Origin of the sequence: Pseudomonas sp. SORGH_AS_0211 (assembly GCF_031453455.1) — a bacterium.
Lineage (GTDB): Bacteria > Pseudomonadota > Gammaproteobacteria > Pseudomonadales > Pseudomonadaceae > Chryseomonas > Chryseomonas aestiva.
Genome location: NZ_JAVIZV010000001.1, coordinates 2,475,227 through 2,493,724, shown reverse-complemented (window position 1 = coordinate 2,493,724; position 18,498 = coordinate 2,475,227). Strand labels below are relative to the sequence as shown.

19 protein-coding genes and 1 tRNA gene are annotated in these 18,498 nt (G+C 65.5%); 15 read left to right on the top strand and 5 right to left on the bottom strand.

Annotation, left to right across the window (positions count from 1 at the left end; genetic code table 11):
- Window positions 1–129 precede the first annotated feature (129 nt).
- A complete protein-coding gene (locus tag QE393_RS11550) occupies window positions 130–909 on the bottom strand; it encodes a hypothetical protein (protein ID WP_273805936.1) in 780 nt (259 codons plus the stop codon).
- Window positions 910–952: 43 nt separating this feature from the next.
- Entirely contained in the window at window positions 953–1,921 is a 969-nt protein-coding gene (locus tag QE393_RS11545; protein WP_273805937.1) for an alpha/beta hydrolase, read from the bottom strand.
- 135 nt (window positions 1,922–2,056) lie between these two features.
- Between QE393_RS11545 and aroC the strand changes: the two genes are divergently transcribed.
- The 13 genes from aroC (at window position 2,057) to QE393_RS11480 (ending at window position 12,801) form a co-directional block, all read left to right on the top strand.
- The gene (gene aroC, locus QE393_RS11540; protein ID WP_310043589.1) at window positions 2,057–3,148 is read left to right on the top strand and encodes a chorismate synthase; all 1,092 of its coding nucleotides are present in this window, start codon (window positions 2,057–2,059) and stop codon (window positions 3,146–3,148) included.
- 14 nt (window positions 3,149–3,162) lie between these two features.
- Window positions 3,163–4,323 carry an MFS transporter gene (locus QE393_RS11535; protein ID WP_273805939.1) on the top strand — a complete coding sequence of 387 codons (1,161 nt, stop codon included), beginning with the start codon at window positions 3,163–3,165 and terminating at the stop codon, window positions 4,321–4,323.
- Window positions 4,307–4,921, top strand: a complete 615-nt coding sequence (locus QE393_RS11530; RefSeq protein WP_133861148.1) for a methylthioribulose 1-phosphate dehydratase — start codon at window positions 4,307–4,309, stop codon at window positions 4,919–4,921. Before QE393_RS11535 ends, QE393_RS11530 begins: the two co-directional genes overlap by 17 nt.
- Complete coding sequence (locus QE393_RS11525; RefSeq protein WP_310043587.1) at window positions 4,918–5,469, top strand: acireductone dioxygenase; 552 nt, start codon at window positions 4,918–4,920, stop codon at window positions 5,467–5,469. Before QE393_RS11530 ends, QE393_RS11525 begins: the two co-directional genes overlap by 4 nt.
- The gene (gene mtnC, locus QE393_RS11520) at window positions 5,466–6,152 is read left to right on the top strand and encodes an acireductone synthase (RefSeq protein WP_310043585.1); all 687 of its coding nucleotides are present in this window, start codon (window positions 5,466–5,468) and stop codon (window positions 6,150–6,152) included. The genes QE393_RS11525 and mtnC overlap by 4 nt, the downstream gene beginning before the upstream one ends.
- Window positions 6,153–6,257: 105 nt before the next feature.
- Window positions 6,258–6,470 carry a PLDc N-terminal domain-containing protein gene (locus QE393_RS11515; protein WP_026083979.1) on the top strand — a complete coding sequence of 71 codons (213 nt, stop codon included), beginning with the start codon at window positions 6,258–6,260 and terminating at the stop codon, window positions 6,468–6,470.
- A 96-nt stretch (window positions 6,471–6,566) separates the two neighbouring features.
- Window positions 6,567–7,418 (top strand): polyamine aminopropyltransferase, encoded by an 852-nt coding sequence (gene speE / locus QE393_RS11510; RefSeq protein ID WP_310043584.1) that lies wholly within the window; start codon window positions 6,567–6,569, stop codon window positions 7,416–7,418.
- Window positions 7,419–7,521: 103 nt separating this feature from the next.
- Window positions 7,522–7,863, top strand: coding sequence for a ribonuclease E inhibitor RraB (locus QE393_RS11505; RefSeq protein ID WP_273805944.1), 342 nt, complete (start codon window positions 7,522–7,524; stop codon window positions 7,861–7,863).
- A gap of 257 nt (window positions 7,864–8,120) precedes the next feature.
- A complete protein-coding gene (locus tag QE393_RS11500) occupies window positions 8,121–9,530 on the top strand; it encodes a circularly permuted type 2 ATP-grasp protein (RefSeq protein WP_158891249.1) in 1,410 nt (469 codons plus the stop codon).
- Between the two features lie 62 nt (window positions 9,531–9,592).
- Entirely contained in the window at window positions 9,593–10,546 is a 954-nt protein-coding gene (locus QE393_RS11495) for an alpha-E domain-containing protein (protein WP_310043581.1), read from the top strand.
- Complete coding sequence (locus QE393_RS11490; protein ID WP_273805945.1) at window positions 10,543–11,343, top strand: transglutaminase family protein; 801 nt, start codon at window positions 10,543–10,545, stop codon at window positions 11,341–11,343. Before QE393_RS11495 ends, QE393_RS11490 begins: the two co-directional genes overlap by 4 nt.
- 97 nt (window positions 11,344–11,440) lie before the next feature.
- Window positions 11,441–12,178 carry a proteasome-type protease gene (locus QE393_RS11485; protein ID WP_310043578.1) on the top strand — a complete coding sequence of 246 codons (738 nt, stop codon included), beginning with the start codon at window positions 11,441–11,443 and terminating at the stop codon, window positions 12,176–12,178.
- Between the two features lie 533 nt (window positions 12,179–12,711).
- Window positions 12,712–12,801, top strand: a tRNA-Ser gene (locus QE393_RS11480).
- 74 nt (window positions 12,802–12,875) lie between these two features.
- Here the strand turns inward: QE393_RS11480 and QE393_RS11475 are convergent.
- The 3 genes from QE393_RS11475 to QE393_RS11465 form a co-directional block, all read right to left on the bottom strand.
- Window positions 12,876–13,688 carry an HDOD domain-containing protein gene (locus QE393_RS11475; protein WP_310043575.1) on the bottom strand — a complete coding sequence of 271 codons (813 nt, stop codon included), beginning with the start codon at window positions 13,686–13,688 and terminating at the stop codon, window positions 12,876–12,878.
- A gap of 184 nt (window positions 13,689–13,872) precedes the next feature.
- Complete coding sequence (lpxH, locus tag QE393_RS11470) at window positions 13,873–14,601, bottom strand: UDP-2,3-diacylglucosamine diphosphatase (RefSeq protein WP_310043572.1); 729 nt, start codon at window positions 14,599–14,601, stop codon at window positions 13,873–13,875.
- Window positions 14,598–15,092, bottom strand: a complete 495-nt coding sequence (locus QE393_RS11465; RefSeq protein WP_007158996.1) for a peptidylprolyl isomerase — start codon at window positions 15,090–15,092, stop codon at window positions 14,598–14,600. Before QE393_RS11465 ends, lpxH begins: the two co-directional genes overlap by 4 nt.
- A 146-nt stretch (window positions 15,093–15,238) precedes the next feature.
- On the opposite strand from QE393_RS11465, the gene QE393_RS11460 reads away from it, so the two are divergent.
- A complete protein-coding gene (locus tag QE393_RS11460) occupies window positions 15,239–16,927 on the top strand; it encodes a glutamine--tRNA ligase/YqeY domain fusion protein (protein WP_310043570.1) in 1,689 nt (562 codons plus the stop codon).
- Window positions 16,927–18,312: a cysteine--tRNA ligase gene (gene cysS, locus QE393_RS11455; protein WP_310043569.1), complete on the top strand. Its 1,386-nt coding sequence runs from the start codon at window positions 16,927–16,929 to the stop codon at window positions 18,310–18,312. Before QE393_RS11460 ends, cysS begins: the two co-directional genes overlap by 1 nt.
- The last annotated feature ends 186 nt before the right edge of the window (window positions 18,313–18,498 follow it).

Sequence of the window (18,498 nt, the reverse complement as noted above, 5' to 3'; positions counted from 1 at the left end):
GAGCGGATGGATGCGAACGGGTGGCTACGTTAGCAGGGTCCGCCGGGGGAGCAAGCCTCGGGCGAGGGGTGGCGTCTGGGCGCTGCCGACAGGTCATCGGGAAAGGGGCCTAGCGCAGCCTCTTCCCGCTCAGCGCAGTGCCATCCAGATCAGCAGCGCGGCCTGGAACAGGCAGAACACCGCCAGGCAGCCGATGGCGAAACGCAGCGAGATGTCGTCACGACGGTAGAGGGCGATGCGGTCTTCCAGCTGGCGCAGGCTGGCATCGCGCTCGTCGATCACCCGATCGCACTGTTCCAGCAGGGTGGCGCCGTCCAGCAGCGACAGCAGCTGGACCTTGTCGGCGTTCCAGTCCTCGCGCAGCTGGCTGACCCGCGCTGCCCGGCAGAGCTGCTGACGCTCGTCGTCCGCTGCGGTTTCGACGGTGAAGCCCTGGGCGCCGAGCACGTGGTCGCGGCGTTTGCGGCTGTCTTCGTCGAGGGCGTCGCGGCGCGCCAGGGGCAGGTCCTGCACCCGGTAGTGGTTCCAGCGCAGGCGCGCCCAGGCAGCCGCCCGGGCCAGCAGGAAGCGGCCCAGGCCGCGCTCTTCCGGCTCGATCTGCAGGCCGCGTTCGGGGCCCAGGCGGATTTCACCAAGGCGATGGTCGACCCAGACCTCCAGCACGTTCACCTCGCGGTGCAGCAGCTGACCGGGAATCTGCACCGTCAGTCGCAGCAGGCTTTCCTCGTCGCCATGGCGCTCGACCAGGCCGAGTTGCACGAAGCGCAGGGGGCGCACGCCCACCCGCCGATCCGCCGGCTGCGGCATCAGCCGCAGCAGCTGGAAGCGCTCGGGCGGCAGGCTGGCCCAGGGATGGGGCTCATTGGGGACGGCTTCGACGGCCGGCGATGCTTGATCGGGGGTTTCCACGGGCGGACTCCAGCTGGCGCGCCTCCTGGGCGCCTTTGCCGGCTTATCGGCCAGGGTGCGGGGAACCTGAGCGCGCGACGAAGGCGGTCACGCGCTCGACCAGCGCGCGGGCCAGCGGCAGGTTGGGGTTGTCGTAGGTGGGCAGTTGCGCCTGGATGTCCGCCGGCGCGATGCGCAGCACGTGGTTCATGCCGGGAATGATCGCCAGTTCGGCATCCGGATTGGCCCGCTGCAGGGCGCGGGCATCGTCCACCTCCACCTGAACGTCATGGGTACCCTGGACGATCAGCGCCGGGGCGTGGATGCCGGCAAAGGCCTTGGCCGGGTCCTGGCGGAACAGCGAGATCAGATAGGGCTGGACGCTGGGGCGGAACAGCACCAGCAATTCCTTCGGCACCTCGGGCACCGGCGTGCCGCGCAGCAACTGGTCGATGATCCACTGGGCGCTGGCCAGGCCGGCGGGCGACAGCTTGCCGGCCAGCTGCTCGCGCAGCACCACGTCAATGGGCCGGCCGCTGCCGGCCAGGGTGACCACGCCGGCGACCGGCACCCGGTCGGCGGCCAGGCTGGCGATCAGGGCGCCTTCGCTGTGACCGAGCAGAATCACCTTGGAAAAGCGCGGATCGGCGCGCAGCAGCCGGATCCAGCCGACCAGGTCGTCGACATAGCGCTCCACGCTGAGACGACTCTCGTCCGGCTCGGCGCTGCGACTCTCGGCCACCCCGCGCTTGTCGAAGCGCACGCTGGCGATCCGCTGCCGGCCCAGGGCCTCGGCCAGACGCTGCAGGGCGGCATTGCGGGCGCCGGGGGCGTTGCCATTGCGATCGATGGGGCCCGAGCCGGAAACGAAGAGCACCACCGGTTGCGGACGCTCGCTGCGCGGCAGGATCAGACTGCCCTTGAGCACCCCGCTGCCGGTGTCGAGCTGGAGGGGGCGATAGAGCACGGGATCGGCCGCCGTGGCGAGGGCGGGCAGGGCGAGGCACAGCAACAGGGAGAACAGCAGACGCATGGCAGGAAGGGCACCGGAGAGCTGGGGTGTGGGGGCCTATCCCGCACACAATCCGTGTAAAAGACCACGGCGCGTGTAAAATCGCCCATTCCCAATTTGAATCTATACCTTTCACCCGTAGCACGGAGCCCTCGCATGTCCGGCAATACCCTCGGCACGCTGTTTACCGTCACCACCGCCGGCGAAAGCCATGGCCCGGCGCTGGTCGCCATCGTCGACGGTTGCCCACCCGGACTGCCCCTGGACATCGCCGACCTGCAGCGGGACCTGGATCGGCGCAAGCCCGGTACCAGCCGCCACACCACCCAGCGCCAGGAAGCGGACGAGGTGGAGATCCTTTCCGGGGTCTTCGAGGGCGTCACCACCGGTACCCCCATCGGCCTGCTGATCCGCAACACCGACCAGAAGTCCAAGGACTACTCGGCGATCAAGGACCTGTTCCGCCCGGCCCATGCCGACTACGCCTACCACCACAAGTACGGCCTGCGCGACTACCGCGGCGGCGGTCGCAGCTCGGCGCGGGAAACCGCCATGCGCGTGGCGGCCGGTGCCATCGCCAAGAAGTACCTGGCCACCCAGGGCATCCGGGTGCGTGGCTACATGAGCCAGCTGGGCCCCATCGAGATCCCCTTCAAGACCTGGGACAGCGTGGAAGAGAACGCCTTCTTCAGCCCCGACCCTGACCGGGTACCGGAACTGGAGGCCTACATGGATCAGCTGCGCCGCGATCAGGATTCGGTGGGCGCGCGCATCACCGTGGTCGCCGACGGCGTGCCCCCGGGCCTCGGCGAGCCGATCTTCGACCGTCTCGACGCCGAGCTGGCCTATGCGCTGATGAGTGTCAACGCGGTGAAGGGCGTCGAGATCGGCGCCGGCTTCGCCAGCGTCGCCCAGCGCGGCACCGAGCACCGTGACGAGCTGACCCCGGAGGGCTTCCTGTCCAACAACGCCGGTGGCGTGCTGGGCGGCATCTCGTCCGGCCAGCCTATCGTCGCTCACCTGGCGCTCAAGCCTACCTCCAGTATCACCACCTCGGGACGTTCCATCGACGTCCATGGCAATCCGGTCGAGCTCATCACCAAGGGTCGCCACGATCCCTGCGTGGGCATTCGCGCCACGCCCATTGCCGAGGCGATGATGGCCCTGGTGCTGATGGATCACCTGCTGCGCCACCGCGCGCAGAACGCCGAGGTGAAAGTGCACACGCCCATTCTGCCGCAACTCTGATCAGCGGACGGACGATGCCGGTTCCCTATTGGCGGCTGTCGGGCTTCTACTTCGCCTACTTCGCGCTGCTGGGGGCCACGGCGCCCTACCTGGGGCTGTACTTCCACCACCTGGGTTTTTCCGGCACCGCCATCGGCCAGCTGGTGGCCATTCCCATGCTGATGCGGGTACTGGCGCCCAATCTCTGGGGCTGGCTGGCCGATCGCACCGGCCGCCGGCTGAGCATCGTCCGCCTCGGCGCCGCCTGCACCCTGCTGTGCTTCTCCGGTATCTACCTCGGCCGAGGCTTCGCCTGGCTGGCGCTGATCATGGCCGGCCACGCCTTCTTCTGGCATGCGGTGCTGCCCCAGTTCGAAGCCATCACCCTGGCCCATTTGCGCGACCAGCCGCAGCGCTATGCGCGCATCCGCCTCTGGGGCTCTGTGGGCTTCATCGCCGCGGTGGCCGGACTCGGCTGGGCCTTCGAATACGTCAGCCTGGATCTCTATCCGGCCTATCTGCTGCTGGTGATGGCGATCATCCTGCTCGCCTCGCTGGCGGTGCCCGGGGTGGCGGTGGATCCTGGCCAGCGCCCCGAGGCGCCGGCCGAGCCCTTCCTGACCACCCTGCGCCAGCCGCGGGTACTGGCCTTCTTCGCTGCCGCGGCGCTGATGCAGCTGTCCCATGGCCCTTACTACACGGTCTTCACCCTGCACCTGGAAGCCCTTGGCTATGGCCGCGGCGTTATCGGCCAGCTCTGGTCCCTGGGGGTGATCACCGAGGTGCTGATCTTCCTGGTGATGCCGCAACTGCTGGCACGACTTTCGCTCAACGCCCTGCTGGTCGGCGCCTTTCTGATCGCTGCCGGGCGCTGGCTGCTCCTGGGCGCCCTGGCCGACCAGTTGCCAGTGCTGCTATTCGCCCAGCTCCTGCATGCGGCCACCTTCGCCTGCTTCCACGCCGCCGCCATTCAGTTCGTCCAATCCCATTTCGACCGCCGCCGCCAGGGCCAGGCCCAATCGCTCTACGCGGCGCTTTCCGGGGCTGGCGGTGCGTTGGGCGCGCTGTATGCTGGCTATGCCTGGCAGGTATCCGGCGCCCTTGCCGCCTTTGCCGGCGCCTCCCTGGCAGCACTGGCAGGCGCCTTCCTCATCCTCTTGTCCGTTAGGAGAACCCTCCATGATCCAGCAGCGTGAGCAACTGGCCCGGGAAATCATCGACGCCGGTCGCTTCCTCTATGGCCGCGGCTGGTCGCCGGCCACCAGCAGCAACTATTCGGTACGGCTGTCCGACAGTCGCCTGCTGCTGACCGTCTCCGGCAAGCACAAGGGTCAGCTGGAGCTGGACGACGTCCTCGCCACCGATCTCGACGGCACGCCGCTGGAGGACAAGAAGCCTTCGGCCGAGACCGCGCTGCACACCCAGCTCTATCGCTGGCAGCCGGAAATCGGCGCCGTACTGCACACCCACTCGGTGAATTCGACGGTGCTCTCGCGCCAGCTCGAAGGCGATCGCCTGCTGCTGGACGGCTACGAGCTGCAGAAGGCCCTGCATGGCGTCACCACCCACGACGTGCGAGTGGAGATCCCGGTGTTCGACAACGACCAGGACATCCCGCGCCTGGCCGATCAGGTGCAGACCTGGCTGGACGTGCATCCCGACTGCGTGGGGTACCTGATCCGCGGGCACGGCCTCTATACTTGGGGCCCGCGCATGGCTGATGCCCTGCGCCACGTGGAAGCCTTCGAATTCCTCTTCGAATGCGAACTCAAGACCCGGAGCCTGCGTCCATGAGCCGACTGACCGTCTACCACGATGCCGAACCGCGCCAGCCGCTGAAGGTGATCAGCGATGGCGAGCACATCGCCGCCACCCTGGCCGAGGTCGGGGTGCGTTTCGAGCGCTGGCAGGCCACCGCCCCGGTGGCGCCGGGCGCCAGCCAGGAGGAGGTGATCGCCGCCTACCGACCGGAGATCGATCGCCTCATCCAGGAGCGCGGCTACCAGACCGTCGACGTCATCAGCATGCATCCCGAGCATCCGCAGAAGGCGGCGCTACGCGCCAAGTTCCTCGAAGAACATCGCCACAACGAGGATGAGGTGCGCTTCTTCGTCGCCGGCCAGGGCCTCTTCACTCTGCACATCGAGGACCAGGTCTATGCCGTGCTCTGCGAGAGGGACGACCTCATCTCGGTGCCGGCCGGCACCCCGCACTGGTTCGACATGAGCGAATCGCCGTCCTTTGTTGCCATCCGCCTGTTCGACAATCCCGATGGCTGGGTCGCCCACTTCACCGGCGTCGACATCGCCCAGCGCTTCCCGCGCCTGGAGGTCGAGGCGTGACGATCAAGGCCATCCTCACCGATATCGAAGGCACCACCAGCGCCGTCAGCTTCGTCTTCGACGTGCTCTTTCCCTATGCCCGCGCGCACCTGCCAGGCTATGTGCGCGCCCATGCCGGAGAGCCGGCGGTGGCCGAGCAACTCGATGCCGTGCGCGCCGAAGCCGGCGAGCTGGACGCCGACGTGGAGCGGGTGATCGCCATCCTGTTGGAATGGATAGCCACCGACCGCAAGGCCACACCGCTCAAGGCGCTGCAGGGTCAGGTATGGGAGCAGGGCTATCGCGCCGGCACCCTCCAGGGCCACGTCTATCCCGACGCCGTCCAGGCCCTGCGCCAGTGGCACGCGGCCGGACTGCCGCTGTACGTCTATTCCTCGGGATCGATCCAGGCGCAGAAGCTGATCTTCGGCTGCTCCGAGCATGGCGATCTCACGCCTTTGTTTTCCGGGTATTTCGATACCCTGACCGGCGGCAAGCGCGAAGCCGAGTCCTATGCGCGCATCGCCTCGGCCACCACCCACGTGCCGGCGGAGCTGCTGTTCCTCTCCGACGTGGTGGAGGAGCTGGATGCCGCGCGCCAGGCGGGCCTGCCGACCTGTGGGCTGGTGCGTGCCGGTGGCCAGCTGGGCGATCATCCGTGCGTGGCGTCCTTTGCCGACATTGATCTGGCCAGACTCGCCTGAAGCCCGTGGCCGGCACCGCTTCCAAGCGAGCCGGCCGAACTCGACGCCCTCATCGCCAGTCCCAATTGACGAGACCTGTGTCCTCGCAACGGGAGTCGCGACATGATCAATTCTACCATCGGCGGTGTACTGGGCTTCATCGTCTTCCTGCTCGACATCTGGGCCATCGTCAACGTCATCCGCAGTGACAGCACCAGCAACGCCAAGATCGGCTGGACGGTGCTCATCATCGTGCTGCCGGTGATCGGCCTGATCGCCTGGGCTGCCGCCGGACCGCGCGGCAATCGCTCGGCCACGGCGCCTACGCACAAGGGCTAGCCAGCACAACGCTGGAGCCTGTCACATCCAGCTCTTACAATGCCCGGCTTTTGGCCGGGCATTGTCTGTCTCGGCCAGCCACCTGCGGAGATCGACATGAGCGACTACCTGGAAACCCTCTACGACGGCTACGGTCAGCGATTCACCGTCGAGCGCATGCTGCACGAGGTGCGCACCGAGCATCAGCACCTGGTGATCTTCCAGAACGCCGTGCTGGGCAAGGTCATGGCCCTGGATGGCGTCATCCAGACCACCGAGGCCGACGAATTCATCTATCACGAGATGCTCACCCACGTGCCCCTGCTGGCCCATCCGGCGCCCAGGCGGGCGCTCATCATCGGCGGTGGCGACGGCGGCATCCTGCGCGAAGTGGCCAAGCACCGGGGTGTCGAGCACATCACCATGGTCGAGATCGACGGCTCGGTGGTGGCGATGTGCAAGGAGCATTTCCCCGGTCACTCGGCAGGCGCCTTCGATGACCCGCGGCTGAATCTGGTGATCGACGACGGCATGAATTTCGTCGCCACTACCACCGAGCGCTACGACGTCATCATCTCCGACTCCACCGATCCCATCGGACCGGCCGAGGTTCTCTTTTCGGAGAACTTCTACCAGGCCTGCCATCGTTGCCTGAACGACGGCGGCGTGATGGTGGCCCAGAACGGTACTCCGTTCCTGCAGCTGGACGAGGTCAGGACCACTGCCAGCCGCATGTCCGAGCTGTTCGCCGATTGGCACTTTTATCTGTCGGCGGTGCCTACCTACATAGGGGGCGTCATGACCCTGGCCTGGGGTAGCAAGGACTCGACCTTGCGTCGGCAGAATGCCGAAACCCTGGCGCAGCGCTACAGTGATACAGGCATCCAGACCCGTTATTACACTCCGGAGCTGCATGCTGCAGCCTTTGCTCTACCTCGATACGTGCTGGAGGCCATCGGCAAGGCGTAAGCCCTGACGGTCGCTGCACCGTTCGAGTTCTCAGCCGCGACTCGCCAGGCGTCGGTAACGACGTCCAGCGAGACGATCATCCGAACCAGAGGAGGGAAGTCCTATGTCCTTGTCGTTTGCCGATGATGTGAGCTTGAACCTGCTGCAGCGGATGAAGGAGGGCGGCTTCGATTTCGCCCGCTTCCATCCCATCGACTTCTTCGCCATCTTCGCCGATGAAGGCAAGGCCCGCATCGCTGCGGACCAGTTTCACGGCGAATCCCTCAACGCCCAGGTGGTGCCCCATGAAGAGGGGGGCTGGCATCTGCAGGTCAGCAAGGTGATGTTCGCCACCCACGCCACCATCGATGATTTCGAAAGCGATCTCGAGGCGGTGGTGGCGCCTCTTGGCGGTCAGCTCGATGGCTGGGGCGTCACCCAGGAAGTCAGCCGCAGCTCTGCCTGATCCTGCGCGTCCCGAGGCGGCATCCCAGACGGGGTGCCAGTCTCATCTCTGTTAACCGCTCCGCCCGTCAATCATCGCACTTTCCGCCTGGCGCACCGTCTTAGGCTCATGACGGAGACGTTGCGGTGCACGCGCACGCCTACGTGCCTGGGTTTGGTGCATCGTGCGACCCGCAGCCGCGCAAGAGCTTGATCTTGAAGGCTCTGGCGCTGGCACGCGGCTTGCGAAGCTGCACCGTGGGTGACAAGGAGATCGGCATGAGCCGCCAACTGTATAACGAGATGTATGACGTCCAGGCACAATGCCGACCGCACTATGGTCGCTATGCCCAGTGGCTGAGCGAGACACCCCCGGAACTCCTGGCCCAGCGGCGGCGTGAAGCCGATCTGCTGTTCCATCGTGCCGGGATCACCTTCACCCTCTATGGCGACGAACAGGGCACGGAGCGCCTGATTCCCTTCGACGCCTTGCCGCGCGCCATTCCCGCCAGCGAATGGCAGATCATCGAACGTGGTTGCATCCAGCGCGTCCAGGCGCTGAATCTCTTTCTTCACGACCTCTATCACGACCAGCGCATCATCAAGGCCGGGGTCATTCCCGCCGAGCAGGTGCTGGCCAACGACCAGTACCAGCTGGCCATGCAGGGGCTGGACCTGCCCAACGGCATCTATGCCCATATCGCCGGGGTCGACCTGGTGCGTGACGGCGACGGTGCCTACTACGTGCTGGAAGACAACCTGCGCACCCCCAGCGGCGTCTCATACATGCTCGAAAACCGCAAGATGATGATGCGGCTGTTTCCCGAGCTGTTCACCCTGGAGCGTATCGCGCCCATCGACCACTATCCGAACATCCTGCTCGATACCCTGCGCAGCTCCACCCCGGTCAACAACCCCACGGTGGTGGTCCTTACCCCGGGTCGTTTCAACAGCGCCTACTTCGAACACGCCTTCCTCGCGCGCGAGATGGGCGTGGAGCTGGTGGAGGGGGCCGATCTGCTGGTGCGCGACGAACAGGTGTTCATGCGCACCACGTCGGGCTTCCGCAAGGTCGATGTCATCTACCGGCGTCTCGACGACGCCTTCCTCGACCCCCTGGCCTTCAATCCCGATTCCATGCTTGGCGTGCCTGGCCTGCTCGCCGCCTATCGCGCCGGGAACGTCATCCTGGCCAATGCCATAGGTACCGGGGTGGCCGACGACAAGTCGATCTATCCCTATGTGCCGGAGATGATCCGCTTCTATCTCAGCGAAGAACCCATCCTCTATAACGTGCCCACCTGGCAGTGCCGCAAGCCGGACGAACTGTCCCATGTGCTGGCCAACCTGCCGGAACTGGTGGTCAAGGAAGTCCATGGTTCCGGCGGCTACGGCATGCTGGTCGGCCCCACCGCCAGCAGCATGGAGATCGAAGCCTTCCGCGCGCGGCTCAAGGCCAATCCCAGCGCCTACATCGCCCAGCCGACCCTGTCGCTGTCCACCTGCCCGACCTTTGTCGAGAACGGCATCGCGCCGCGGCACATCGACCTGCGGCCCTTCGTGCTGTCCGGGCGCAAGACGCGTCTGGTGCCCGGTGGCCTGACCCGGGTCGCCCTGCGCGAAGGCTCGCTGGTGGTGAATTCCTCACAGGGCGGCGGCACCAAGGACACCTGGGTGGTCCAGGACTAGATCGCCACAGAACAGCGGCCGCTTCGGCGGCCCCGCAAGGACCTTAGAAAGGCGACCCCACCATGTTGAGTCGTACCGCTGCCGATCTGTACTGGATGTCCCGCAACCTAGAGCGCGCCGAGAATCTCGCGCGGATGCTGGACGTCAGCTATTCGCTGTCGATGATGCCGCAGAGCGGGCAGGGCGGAGGCCTGGATGAACTGGCCATGCCACTGCTCATCACCGGCACCCTGGATGACTACCGGGAAAAGCACGCGGCCCTGCACCCCGAGCGCCTGCTGCACTTCTTCGCCCTGGACGAGCGCAACCCCGGCAGCATCTATTGCTGTCTGCAGGCCGCGCGCAGCAATGCCCACGCGGTGCGGGGGCGCATCACCGCCGACATGTGGGAGAACGTCAACTCCACCTGGCTGGAGATGCGCGAGATCGCCGTCACCGGCCTGATCCGCTTCGGCATCAGCCGGTTCTGCGAATGGGTCAAGGAGCGTTCCCACCTGTTCCGTGGCGCTACCGTCGGCACCATCATGCGAAACGACGCCTATCGCTTCATCCGCCTGGGCACCTTCGTCGAGCGCGCCGACAACACCCTGCGCATGCTCGACGCCCGCTACCAGGTCCTGGGCGAAGAGGAAGCGGAAGCCATCAGCGACGCCTCCGCCCGCGGCTTCTATCAGTGGAGCGCCCTGCTGCGTGCCCTGAGCGCTTTCGAGGCCTACACCGAGCTCTATCGCGATGCCCTCAACGTGCGCAACGGCGCCGAGCTGCTGCTGTTGCAGGAAGACCTGCCGCGCTCGCTGCTGGCCTGTGTGATCGAGTTGCACCGGGTGCTGGCCAGCCTGCCCGGCGAGAACGGCCGCGAGGCCAAGCGCCTGGCCGCGGGGCTGGAGGCGCGGCTGCGCTACACCAGCATCGACGAGGTGCTGGAAGAGGGCCTGCACGCCTGGATCGGCGACTTCATCGTCCATATCCGCCAGCTCGGCAGCGCCATCAACACCGCTTACCTGGAGACCGTATGAGACTCGCGATCCATCACGAAACCCTGTATCGCTACGCCGATCAGGTGCGCGCCAGCATCCAGTACCTGCGTCTCACGCCCCAGGACGACGCCCGGCAGAAGATCCTCGGCTGGGAGCTGGCCCTGCCACGCCCGGCGCGGGCGCAGCGCGATCCCTTTGGCAACATCCTTCATGTGCTGACCCTGGACACCCCGCACGACGCCATCACCATCACCGCCAGCGGCCAGGTGGAGATCGACGAGACCTTCGAGGCGGAACCCTGCCAGGCCTCGGCCTTTCCCTTTTTGCGCCAGACCCGGCTGACCGAGGCCGACGAGGCGCTGACCGCCTTTGCTCGCGAGGTCTGCGACGGTCGCCGGGATCGCGACACGCTGATCCAGTTGATGGAGCGCCTGCACGAGCGCATGACCTATATACCCGGCTCCACCGAGGTGGACGGCAATGCCGCCCAGGCCTTCGCCAAGGGCGCCGGGGTCTGCCAGGACCATGCCCATGCCTTCCTGGCCTGCGCCCGCAGCCTGGGCATCCCGGCGCGCTATGTGTCCGGCTATCTGTCCACCGATGACAGCGCGCACCTTTCCAGCCACGCCTGGGCGGAAGCCTGGCACGACGGCGCCTGGTACAGCTACGACGTTACCAATCGCCTGATCCGACCGGAGCGACACCTGCGCCTGGCCATCGGCCTGGACTACCTGGATGCCTGTCCGGTGCGTGGCATGCGCCGCGGTGGCGGGGTGGAGCACATGGAGGCCAGGGTACTGGTCGAGCCCTTGCAGCAGGCGCAGCAACAGCAATAATCAGCGCTGCCCACAGCAGACGAAAAGGCGGCCACGGGCCGTCTTTTCTTTTGGTAGCGGGCCTGTTGCGTCGACCGTTCCATTACCCGAGGTTCGCATGACCTATTGCGTCGCCATGAAGCTGCAAGACGGCCTGGTATTCGTCGCCGATTCCCGCACCAATGCCGGGGTCGACAACATCGCCACCTTTCGCAAGCTGCACCTGTTCCGGATCCCCGGCGAGCGCCTGATCGCCATCCAGTCAGCGGGCAATCTGGCCACCTCCCAGGCGGTCGTAAGCCTCCTCCGGCAACGTCTGGACAGCGAGCAGGACAACCTGCACGGGGTACCCACCCTGTATGACGCCGCCCGGCTGCTGGGGCAGACCCTGCGCGAGGTCCTGCAGCGTGACGCCGAGGATGCGCCCCAGGGCCACGGTCTGGACCTGAGCTGTTCCTTTCTGCTGGGTGGGCAGATCCGCGGCGCGGAGCCGGAGCTGTTCAACCTCTATCCCCACGGCAACTTCATCAGTGCCACCGAGGACACGCCTTACTTCCAGATCGGCGAGAGCAAATACGGCAAGCCCATCCTGGATCGGGCGTTGACCTTCGCGACGCCGCTGGAGGAAGCCCTGCGCTGCGCGCTGCTGTCCTACGATGCCACCATTCGCAGCAATCTGTCGGTCGGGCTGCCGCTGGATCTGGTGGTCTATCCGCGTGATCGACTGGCGCAGGTGAGCAGTCATCGGATCGACGAACACGATCGCTACTTCCAGGCCTTGCGCAAGGGCTGGGGGGAGGGGCTGCGTGATCTGCTGGCAGCCTTGCCGGCAGCACCTGCGGACTACTGGCGCTAGGGATCAGCCAACGAATCGCGAGAGGTTGGGGATGACCAGCACTACGGTGGTGACGATGAGCACGAAACTCGCCTGACGCCACTTGGGGACGGGATTCTTGAACATGACTCGGGGCCTTTATTGTTAGCTGTTTAGAGCCTTTACGTCTTCAGCGGGAAGCGCTTGCGCAACAGCGGCATGCAATTACTGATACCCGCAGGCTTGAGCACTATCCAGTAGCTATAGAACATAAATTTCAGTTTTGTGGCGATAACCGGCCAGGCGGTTATCAGAAATGTCGTACCAGGCGATTTTTCCTTTGCTTTCAGCCGATTAGAAAAATGCTTGCGACGCTACCGTTGGTCGGAGGTATCAGCGGCGCGGAGCGATGGCATAGCGACCAACCGGTCATCCCATGAACGGAGCAGGGTGGGGCTTCTTCCAGGTCATGAATGCAAATGCATGAATCGATTGAAGAAAAAGCTTGCCATCGAAATCGCCTTTGCCTATAGTTGCGCGCCTCGGTGATGCAGATGCAGCCGCCGAGCAAATCTGGTGAGGTGTCCGAGCGGTTGAAGGAGCACGCCTGGAAAGTGTGTATAGGAGAAATCTTATCGAGGGTTCGAATCCCTCCCTCACCGCCAGATCTGAGAGAACCCCTGAGAGCCCAGCTCCAGGGGTTTTTTCTTGCCTGCGATTTGGTCAGGCCATGGGTGGATCAGGCCGCCTGGGCAAAGGTCGCCGCGGTATCCCGCGCGTTGGGCAGCACCGCGCTCAGCTGCGCCAGATCGATGCTGGCGAACAGCGGGCCGCTCAGGTCCTGCACCTTGCTGTCGCCGGCACTCTCGTGGAGCACCTCGGCCACGGCGACCGCCTGGGCCACGACCAGCGCATAGCCATTGCCTTCCGGTGCCTGCAGCGGACGGGCCTGATAGCCGATGGCATCGCGTAGCACCTGGGGCAACTGCCAGCGGCGGGCCAATTCCGCACCCACCTCCGGATAGCCGAAGCCCAGTTGCAGGGTCTCGTCGGCAGCGCGATGGCTGCTGGCGGTGGCGCGGCCGGCCAGGCTCGGCGCCAGTTCGGGCGCGCCGCTCTGGATCAGCAGTTCGCCAATGTCATGCAGCATGCCGCAGGTAAAGGCCGTTTCCTGGTCCAGACCGGCCTGCTTGGCCAGCGGCTTGCACAGGCTGGCGACCAGAAAGCTGTTGTACCAGAAGGTCTGCAGATCGAAGCCGGGCGCGGATTTGAAGCCGCTGGCGAAGGCCGAGGCCAGGACCAGGGTGCGCAGGGTGTTGAAACCCAGGCGCAGGGCGGCATCTTCGATGCTGGTGGATTCACGGGCGCCACGGAAGCGCGCCGAATTGGCCAAGCGCAATACCTTGGCGGCGATGACCGGATCGCGCGACACGGTGCGCGACAGGGTTTCGATGCTGGTGTTGGGGTCGTCGAACTGCTGGATCAGGACCTGCGCCACTTCGGGGACGTTGGGCAGGTTGTGCAGCTGGGCAAACAGGGTGTCGAGTTGCATGGGCGTCTCCGCGGAAAAGGGTTACATCTCCTTACACCCTCGTCATCGGTCGCCTGTGCGGATTTCTGTAGCTGTCATGTGACGATCGGTCGCAGGCAGGACGGCCATGATCGAGTAGCCGAGCAAAATCGCATTACCAGTCAGGGACTTGCTGCAAGAGAGCCAGGCCTGCCTGGTCGCACCATTACCGTTCGTCGAGGGCGAAATCGACCTGGGTAAGGCCCGCTTCGCTGGCTTCCAGCACCCAGCCGCAACGGTCCCAATCGCCCAACACTACACGTTCGGCCGGCTGGCCATCGAGCAGCAGCTCATGGCGGGTGGGCCTGTGGGTATGGCCGTGGATCAGCGTCGTCACTTGGGCGGCACGCATTTCCCGCTCGACCTCGGACTCAGTGACATCGGTGATGTCCATGGCCTTGGCCCGGGTCTGCTGGCGACTCTCGCTGCGCAGCTTGCGCGCCAGCTTCTGGCGGCTGGCCAGCGGCAGGTGGCGCAGGACGAAGAGGGTGATGGGGTTGCGCAGAATGCGGCGCAGCTTCTGGTAGCCCTCGTCGCGGGTGCAGAGGGTATCGCCATGCATCAGCAGTACCCGGCGACCCTGGAAGTCGGCGATATGGCGATCCGCCAGCAGGCGGCAACCCGCCTGGCGGCAGAAGGCCTTGCCGATGAGGAAGTCGCGATTGCCATGCATCAGGTAGACGGCCGTACCGCTGTCGGCCAGCTGGCGCAGGGCGGTGGCGATCTCCTGCTCGAAAAGTCCCATGGCATCATCGCCGATCCAGGCCTCGAACAGATCCCCAAGGATGTACAGCGCCTCGGCACCGCGGGCGCGGTTCTGGAGGAAATGCAAAAACGCCCGGACCAGGTCCGGGCGTTGCGGTTCGAGATGCAGGTCGGAGACCAGTAGAATCACTCGACGATCTCGGCCTTCTCGATGATCACGTCTTCGCTCGGCACGTCCTGGTGACCGGCCTTGCTGGTGGTGGCGACGCCCTTGATGGCGTTGACCACGTCCATGCCCTCGACGACCTTGCCGAACACCGCATAGCCCCAGCCCTGGCTGGTGGGGGCGGTGTGGTTGAGGAAGGTGTTGTCGGACACGTTGATGAAGAACTGCGCCGAGGCGGAATGCGGGTCCATGGTGCGGGCCATGGCGACCGTGCCGATGGCGTTGGAGACGCCGTTGTTGGCCTCGTTCTTGATCGGGGCGCGGGTCGGCTTCTGCTTCATGCCGGGCTCGAAACCACCGCCCTGGACCATGAAGTTGCTGATCACACGGTGGAAGATGGTGCCGTCGTAGTGACCGCTCTTGACGTATTCCTTGAAGTTGGCCGCGGTTTCGGGCGCCTTGTCCTCGAAGAGTTCCAGGGTGATGACGCCGTGGTTGGTGTGCAGCTTGATCATGGCAGCGAATCCGTAGCTAGGGGGGACAGCATCCAGACCCGGCGAGGGCCTCAAGGGTTTCGCCGGGACTTGACGGGTTGGGCTATGATACGGGTTTACCTTTGCCCGGCCTACCCTGGCCGTGCGTCTGCCCAGTTAAGGATCCCATGAGCAAGCCGACTTCCGACTCGTCCACCGCCGCCAAAGCCGCCCCCGCGCATTTCCTGCGGCAGATCGTCCAGGCTGACCTGGACGCCGGCAAGCAGGCCAAGATCGTCACCCGTTTCCCGCCGGAGCCCAACGGCTACCTGCACATCGGCCACGCCAAGTCGATCTGCGTCAACTTCGGCCTGGCCAAGGAATTCGGCGGCGACTGCCATCTGCGCTTCGACGACACCAACCCGGCCAAGGAAGACCAGGAATACATCGACGCCATCAAGAGCGACGTGCACTGGCTGGGCTTCGACTGGGCCGGCGAGGTGCGCTATGCCTCCGCCTACTTCGACCAGCTCTACGCCTGGGCCGTCAACCTGATCGAGCAGGGCCTGGCCTACGTCTGCGACCTCACCCCCGAGCAGGCCCGCGAATACCGCGGCAGCCTTACCGAGCCGGGTCGCAACAGTCCTTTCCGCGACCGTTCGGTGGCCGAGAACCTGGACCTCTTCGCCCGCATGAAGGCCGGCGAATTCAAGGACGGCGAAAAGGTGCTGCGCGCCAAGATCGACATGGCCTCGCCCAACATGAACCTGCGCGATCCCATCCTCTATCGCATCCGCCACGCCCATCACCACCAGACCGGCGATGCCTGGTGCATCTATCCGAGCTATGACTTCACCCATGGCCAGTCCGATGCCCTGGAAGGCGTGACCCACTCCATCTGCACCCTGGAGTTCGAGGACCATCGCCCGCTGTACGAATGGTTCCTCGCCAAGCTGCCGGTGCCGGCCCAGCCACGCCAGTACGAATTCGCCCGCCTCAACCTGAACTACACCGTCACCAGCAAGCGCAAGCTCAAGCAGCTGGTGGACGAAGGCCACGTGCACGGCTGGGACGACCCGCGCATGTCGACCCTGTCGGGCTATCGCCGTCGCGGCTATACCCCGGCCGCCATCCGCAACTTCTGCGAGATGATCGGCGTGACCCGCTCCAACGGCGTGGTCGACGTGGCCATGCTGGAATTCGCCATCCGCGAGGACCTGGACCAGAACGCCCCGCGCGCCATGTGCGTGCTCAAGCCGCTCAAGGTGGTGATCACCAACTACCCCGAGGGCCAGGTGGGGCACCTGGAACTGGCGCGGCACCCCAAGCAGGATCTGGGTGTGCGCCAGCTGCCCTTCACCCGCGAGCTGTACATCGACCAGGGTGACTACGAAGAGAATCCGCCCAAGGGCTACAAGCGCCTGGAGCCGGGTGGCGAGGTGCGCCTGCGCGGCAGCTACGTGATCCGTGCCGACGAGGCCATCAAGGATGCCGACGGCACCGTCGTCGAACTGCGCTGCAGCTACGACCCGGACACCCTGGGCAAGAATCCCGAGGGCCGCAAGGTCAAGGGCGTGATCCACTGGGTGCCAGCCGAGGGTAGCGTGGAGTGCGAGGTGCGCCTCTACGATCGCCTGTTCCGTTCGGCGCAGCCGGAGAAGAGCGAAGAGGGCGGCAGCTTCCTCGACAACATCAACCCCGATTCCCTGGTGGTGCTCCAGGGCTGCCGCGCCGAGCCGTCGCTGGCCCAGGCCCAGCCAGAAGACCGCTTCCAGTTCGAGCGCGAGGGCTACTTCTGCGTCGATCCCAAGGATTCGGCGCCCGGCAAGCCGGTGTTCAACCGCACCGTGACCCTGCGCGATTCCTGGGGGCAATGATGGCGCTGCACCTCTACAACACCCTGACCAAGACCAAGGAAGCCTTCACGCCGCTGGTGCCGGGGCAGGTGCGCATGTACGTCTGCGGCATGACCGTCTACGACTACTGCCACCTGGGTCATGGTCGCAGCATGGTGGCCTTCGACGTCATCACGCGCTGGTTGCGGCATAGCGGCTACGACCTGACCTATGTGCGCAACATCACCGACATCGACGACAAGATCATCAATCGCGCCAATGCCAACGGTGAGCCCTTCACCGACCTGGTGGCGCGGATGATCGAGGCGATGCACGAGGACGAGGCGCGGCTGAATATCCGCAAGCCCGATCGGGAGCCGCGCGCCACCGATCACATCGATGGCATGCACGCCATGATCCAGACCCTGATCGACAAGGGCTACGCCTATGCCGCCGGCAATGGCGACGTCTACTACCGGGTTAATCGCTTCGCCGGCTACGGCAAGCTGTCGCGGCGGCGCGTCGAGGATCTGCGCATCGGTGCCCGCATCGAGCCGGGCGAGGCCAAGGAAGATCCGCTGGACTTCGTGCTGTGGAAGGCCGCCAAGCCGGGCGAGCCGAGCTGGCCGTCGCCCTGGGGCGCCGGGCGGCCGGGCTGGCACATCGAGTGCTCGGTGATGTCCACCTGCTGCCTGGGCGAGACCTTCGACATCCACGGCGGCGGCAACGACCTGGAATTCCCGCACCACGAGAACGAGATCGCCCAGAGCGAGGCGGCTACCGGCAAGACCTATGCCAACGCCTGGCTGCACTGCGGGATGATCACCATCAATGGCGAGAAGATGTCCAAGTCGCTGGGCAACTTCTTCACCCTGCGCGAGGTGCTGGAGAAGTACCACCCCGAGGTGGTGCGCTACCTGCTGATCGCCAGCCACTACCGCAGTCCGATCAACTACTCGGAAGACAACCTGCGCGAAGCCAAGGGCGCCTTGGAGCGCTTCTACCATTCGCTCAAGGGCCTGCCCCAGGCGCCGGCGCAAGGCGGCGAAAGCTACGCCGAGCGCTTCGCCCAGTGCATGGACGACGACTTCAACACCGCCGGCGCCTGTGGCGTGCTGTTCGAACTGGCCCGCGAGATCAACCGCCTGCGCGAGAGCGATCCTGCTGCGGCGGCTGGTCTGGCCGGGCGTCTGCGCGAACTGGGCGAGGTGCTGGGCGTGCTGCAGCTGGAGCCGGAAGCCTTCCTGCGGGCCGACGCGGCGGGGCGGGTGGATGCGGCCGAGGTCGAGGCCCTGATCCAGGCGCGCCTGAGCGCGCGCGCGGAAAGGAACTGGGCGGAATCCGACCGCATCCGCGACCAGCTCACCGCCCTCGGCGTGGTGCTGGAAGACGGCAAGGGCGGCACCACCTGGCGCTTGACGGAATAGGTCTGAGTTCAGGTGGATGACGGTGCTGCGTCATCCACCTGTTCCACCATTCCATCCCCGAAAAACGCTGCGCGATTTTCCAGACTACGGGATGTGTCGTAGTTATCGTAGGTTGGGTTGAGCGCAGCGAAGCCCAACAGGTCTTGCCTCAGGGGGCTGGCAATGTTGGCCTTCGACGATGAAGCC

Excerpts from the sequence above, each read along its gene's own strand:
- QE393_RS11545 (WP_273805937.1), bottom strand. The coding sequence starts at position 1,921 with ATGCGTCTGCTGTTCTCCCTGTTGCTGTGCCTCGCCCTGCCCGCCCTC.
- aroC (WP_310043589.1), top strand. The coding sequence starts at position 2,057 with ATGTCCGGCAATACCCTCGGCACGCTGTTTACCGTCACCACCGCCGGC.
- QE393_RS11535 (WP_273805939.1), top strand. The coding sequence starts at position 3,163 with ATGCCGGTTCCCTATTGGCGGCTGTCGGGCTTCTACTTCGCCTACTTC.
- QE393_RS11530 (WP_133861148.1), top strand. The coding sequence starts at position 4,307 with ATGATCCAGCAGCGTGAGCAACTGGCCCGGGAAATCATCGACGCCGGT.
- QE393_RS11525 (WP_310043587.1), top strand. The coding sequence starts at position 4,918 with ATGAGCCGACTGACCGTCTACCACGATGCCGAACCGCGCCAGCCGCTG.
- speE (WP_310043584.1), top strand. The coding sequence starts at position 6,567 with ATGAGCGACTACCTGGAAACCCTCTACGACGGCTACGGTCAGCGATTC.
- QE393_RS11505 (WP_273805944.1), top strand. The coding sequence starts at position 7,522 with ATGTCCTTGTCGTTTGCCGATGATGTGAGCTTGAACCTGCTGCAGCGG.
- QE393_RS11500 (WP_158891249.1), top strand. The coding sequence starts at position 8,121 with ATGAGCCGCCAACTGTATAACGAGATGTATGACGTCCAGGCACAATGC.
- QE393_RS11495 (WP_310043581.1), top strand. The coding sequence starts at position 9,593 with ATGTTGAGTCGTACCGCTGCCGATCTGTACTGGATGTCCCGCAACCTA.
- QE393_RS11490 (WP_273805945.1), top strand. The coding sequence starts at position 10,543 with ATGAGACTCGCGATCCATCACGAAACCCTGTATCGCTACGCCGATCAG.
- QE393_RS11485 (WP_310043578.1), top strand. The coding sequence starts at position 11,441 with ATGACCTATTGCGTCGCCATGAAGCTGCAAGACGGCCTGGTATTCGTC.
- QE393_RS11475 (WP_310043575.1), bottom strand. The coding sequence starts at position 13,688 with ATGCAACTCGACACCCTGTTTGCCCAGCTGCACAACCTGCCCAACGTC.
- QE393_RS11465 (WP_007158996.1), bottom strand. The coding sequence starts at position 15,092 with ATGATCAAGCTGCACACCAACCACGGCGTCATCACCCTGGAACTCTTC.
- QE393_RS11460 (WP_310043570.1), top strand. The coding sequence starts at position 15,239 with ATGAGCAAGCCGACTTCCGACTCGTCCACCGCCGCCAAAGCCGCCCCC.
- cysS (WP_310043569.1), top strand. The coding sequence starts at position 16,927 with ATGGCGCTGCACCTCTACAACACCCTGACCAAGACCAAGGAAGCCTTC.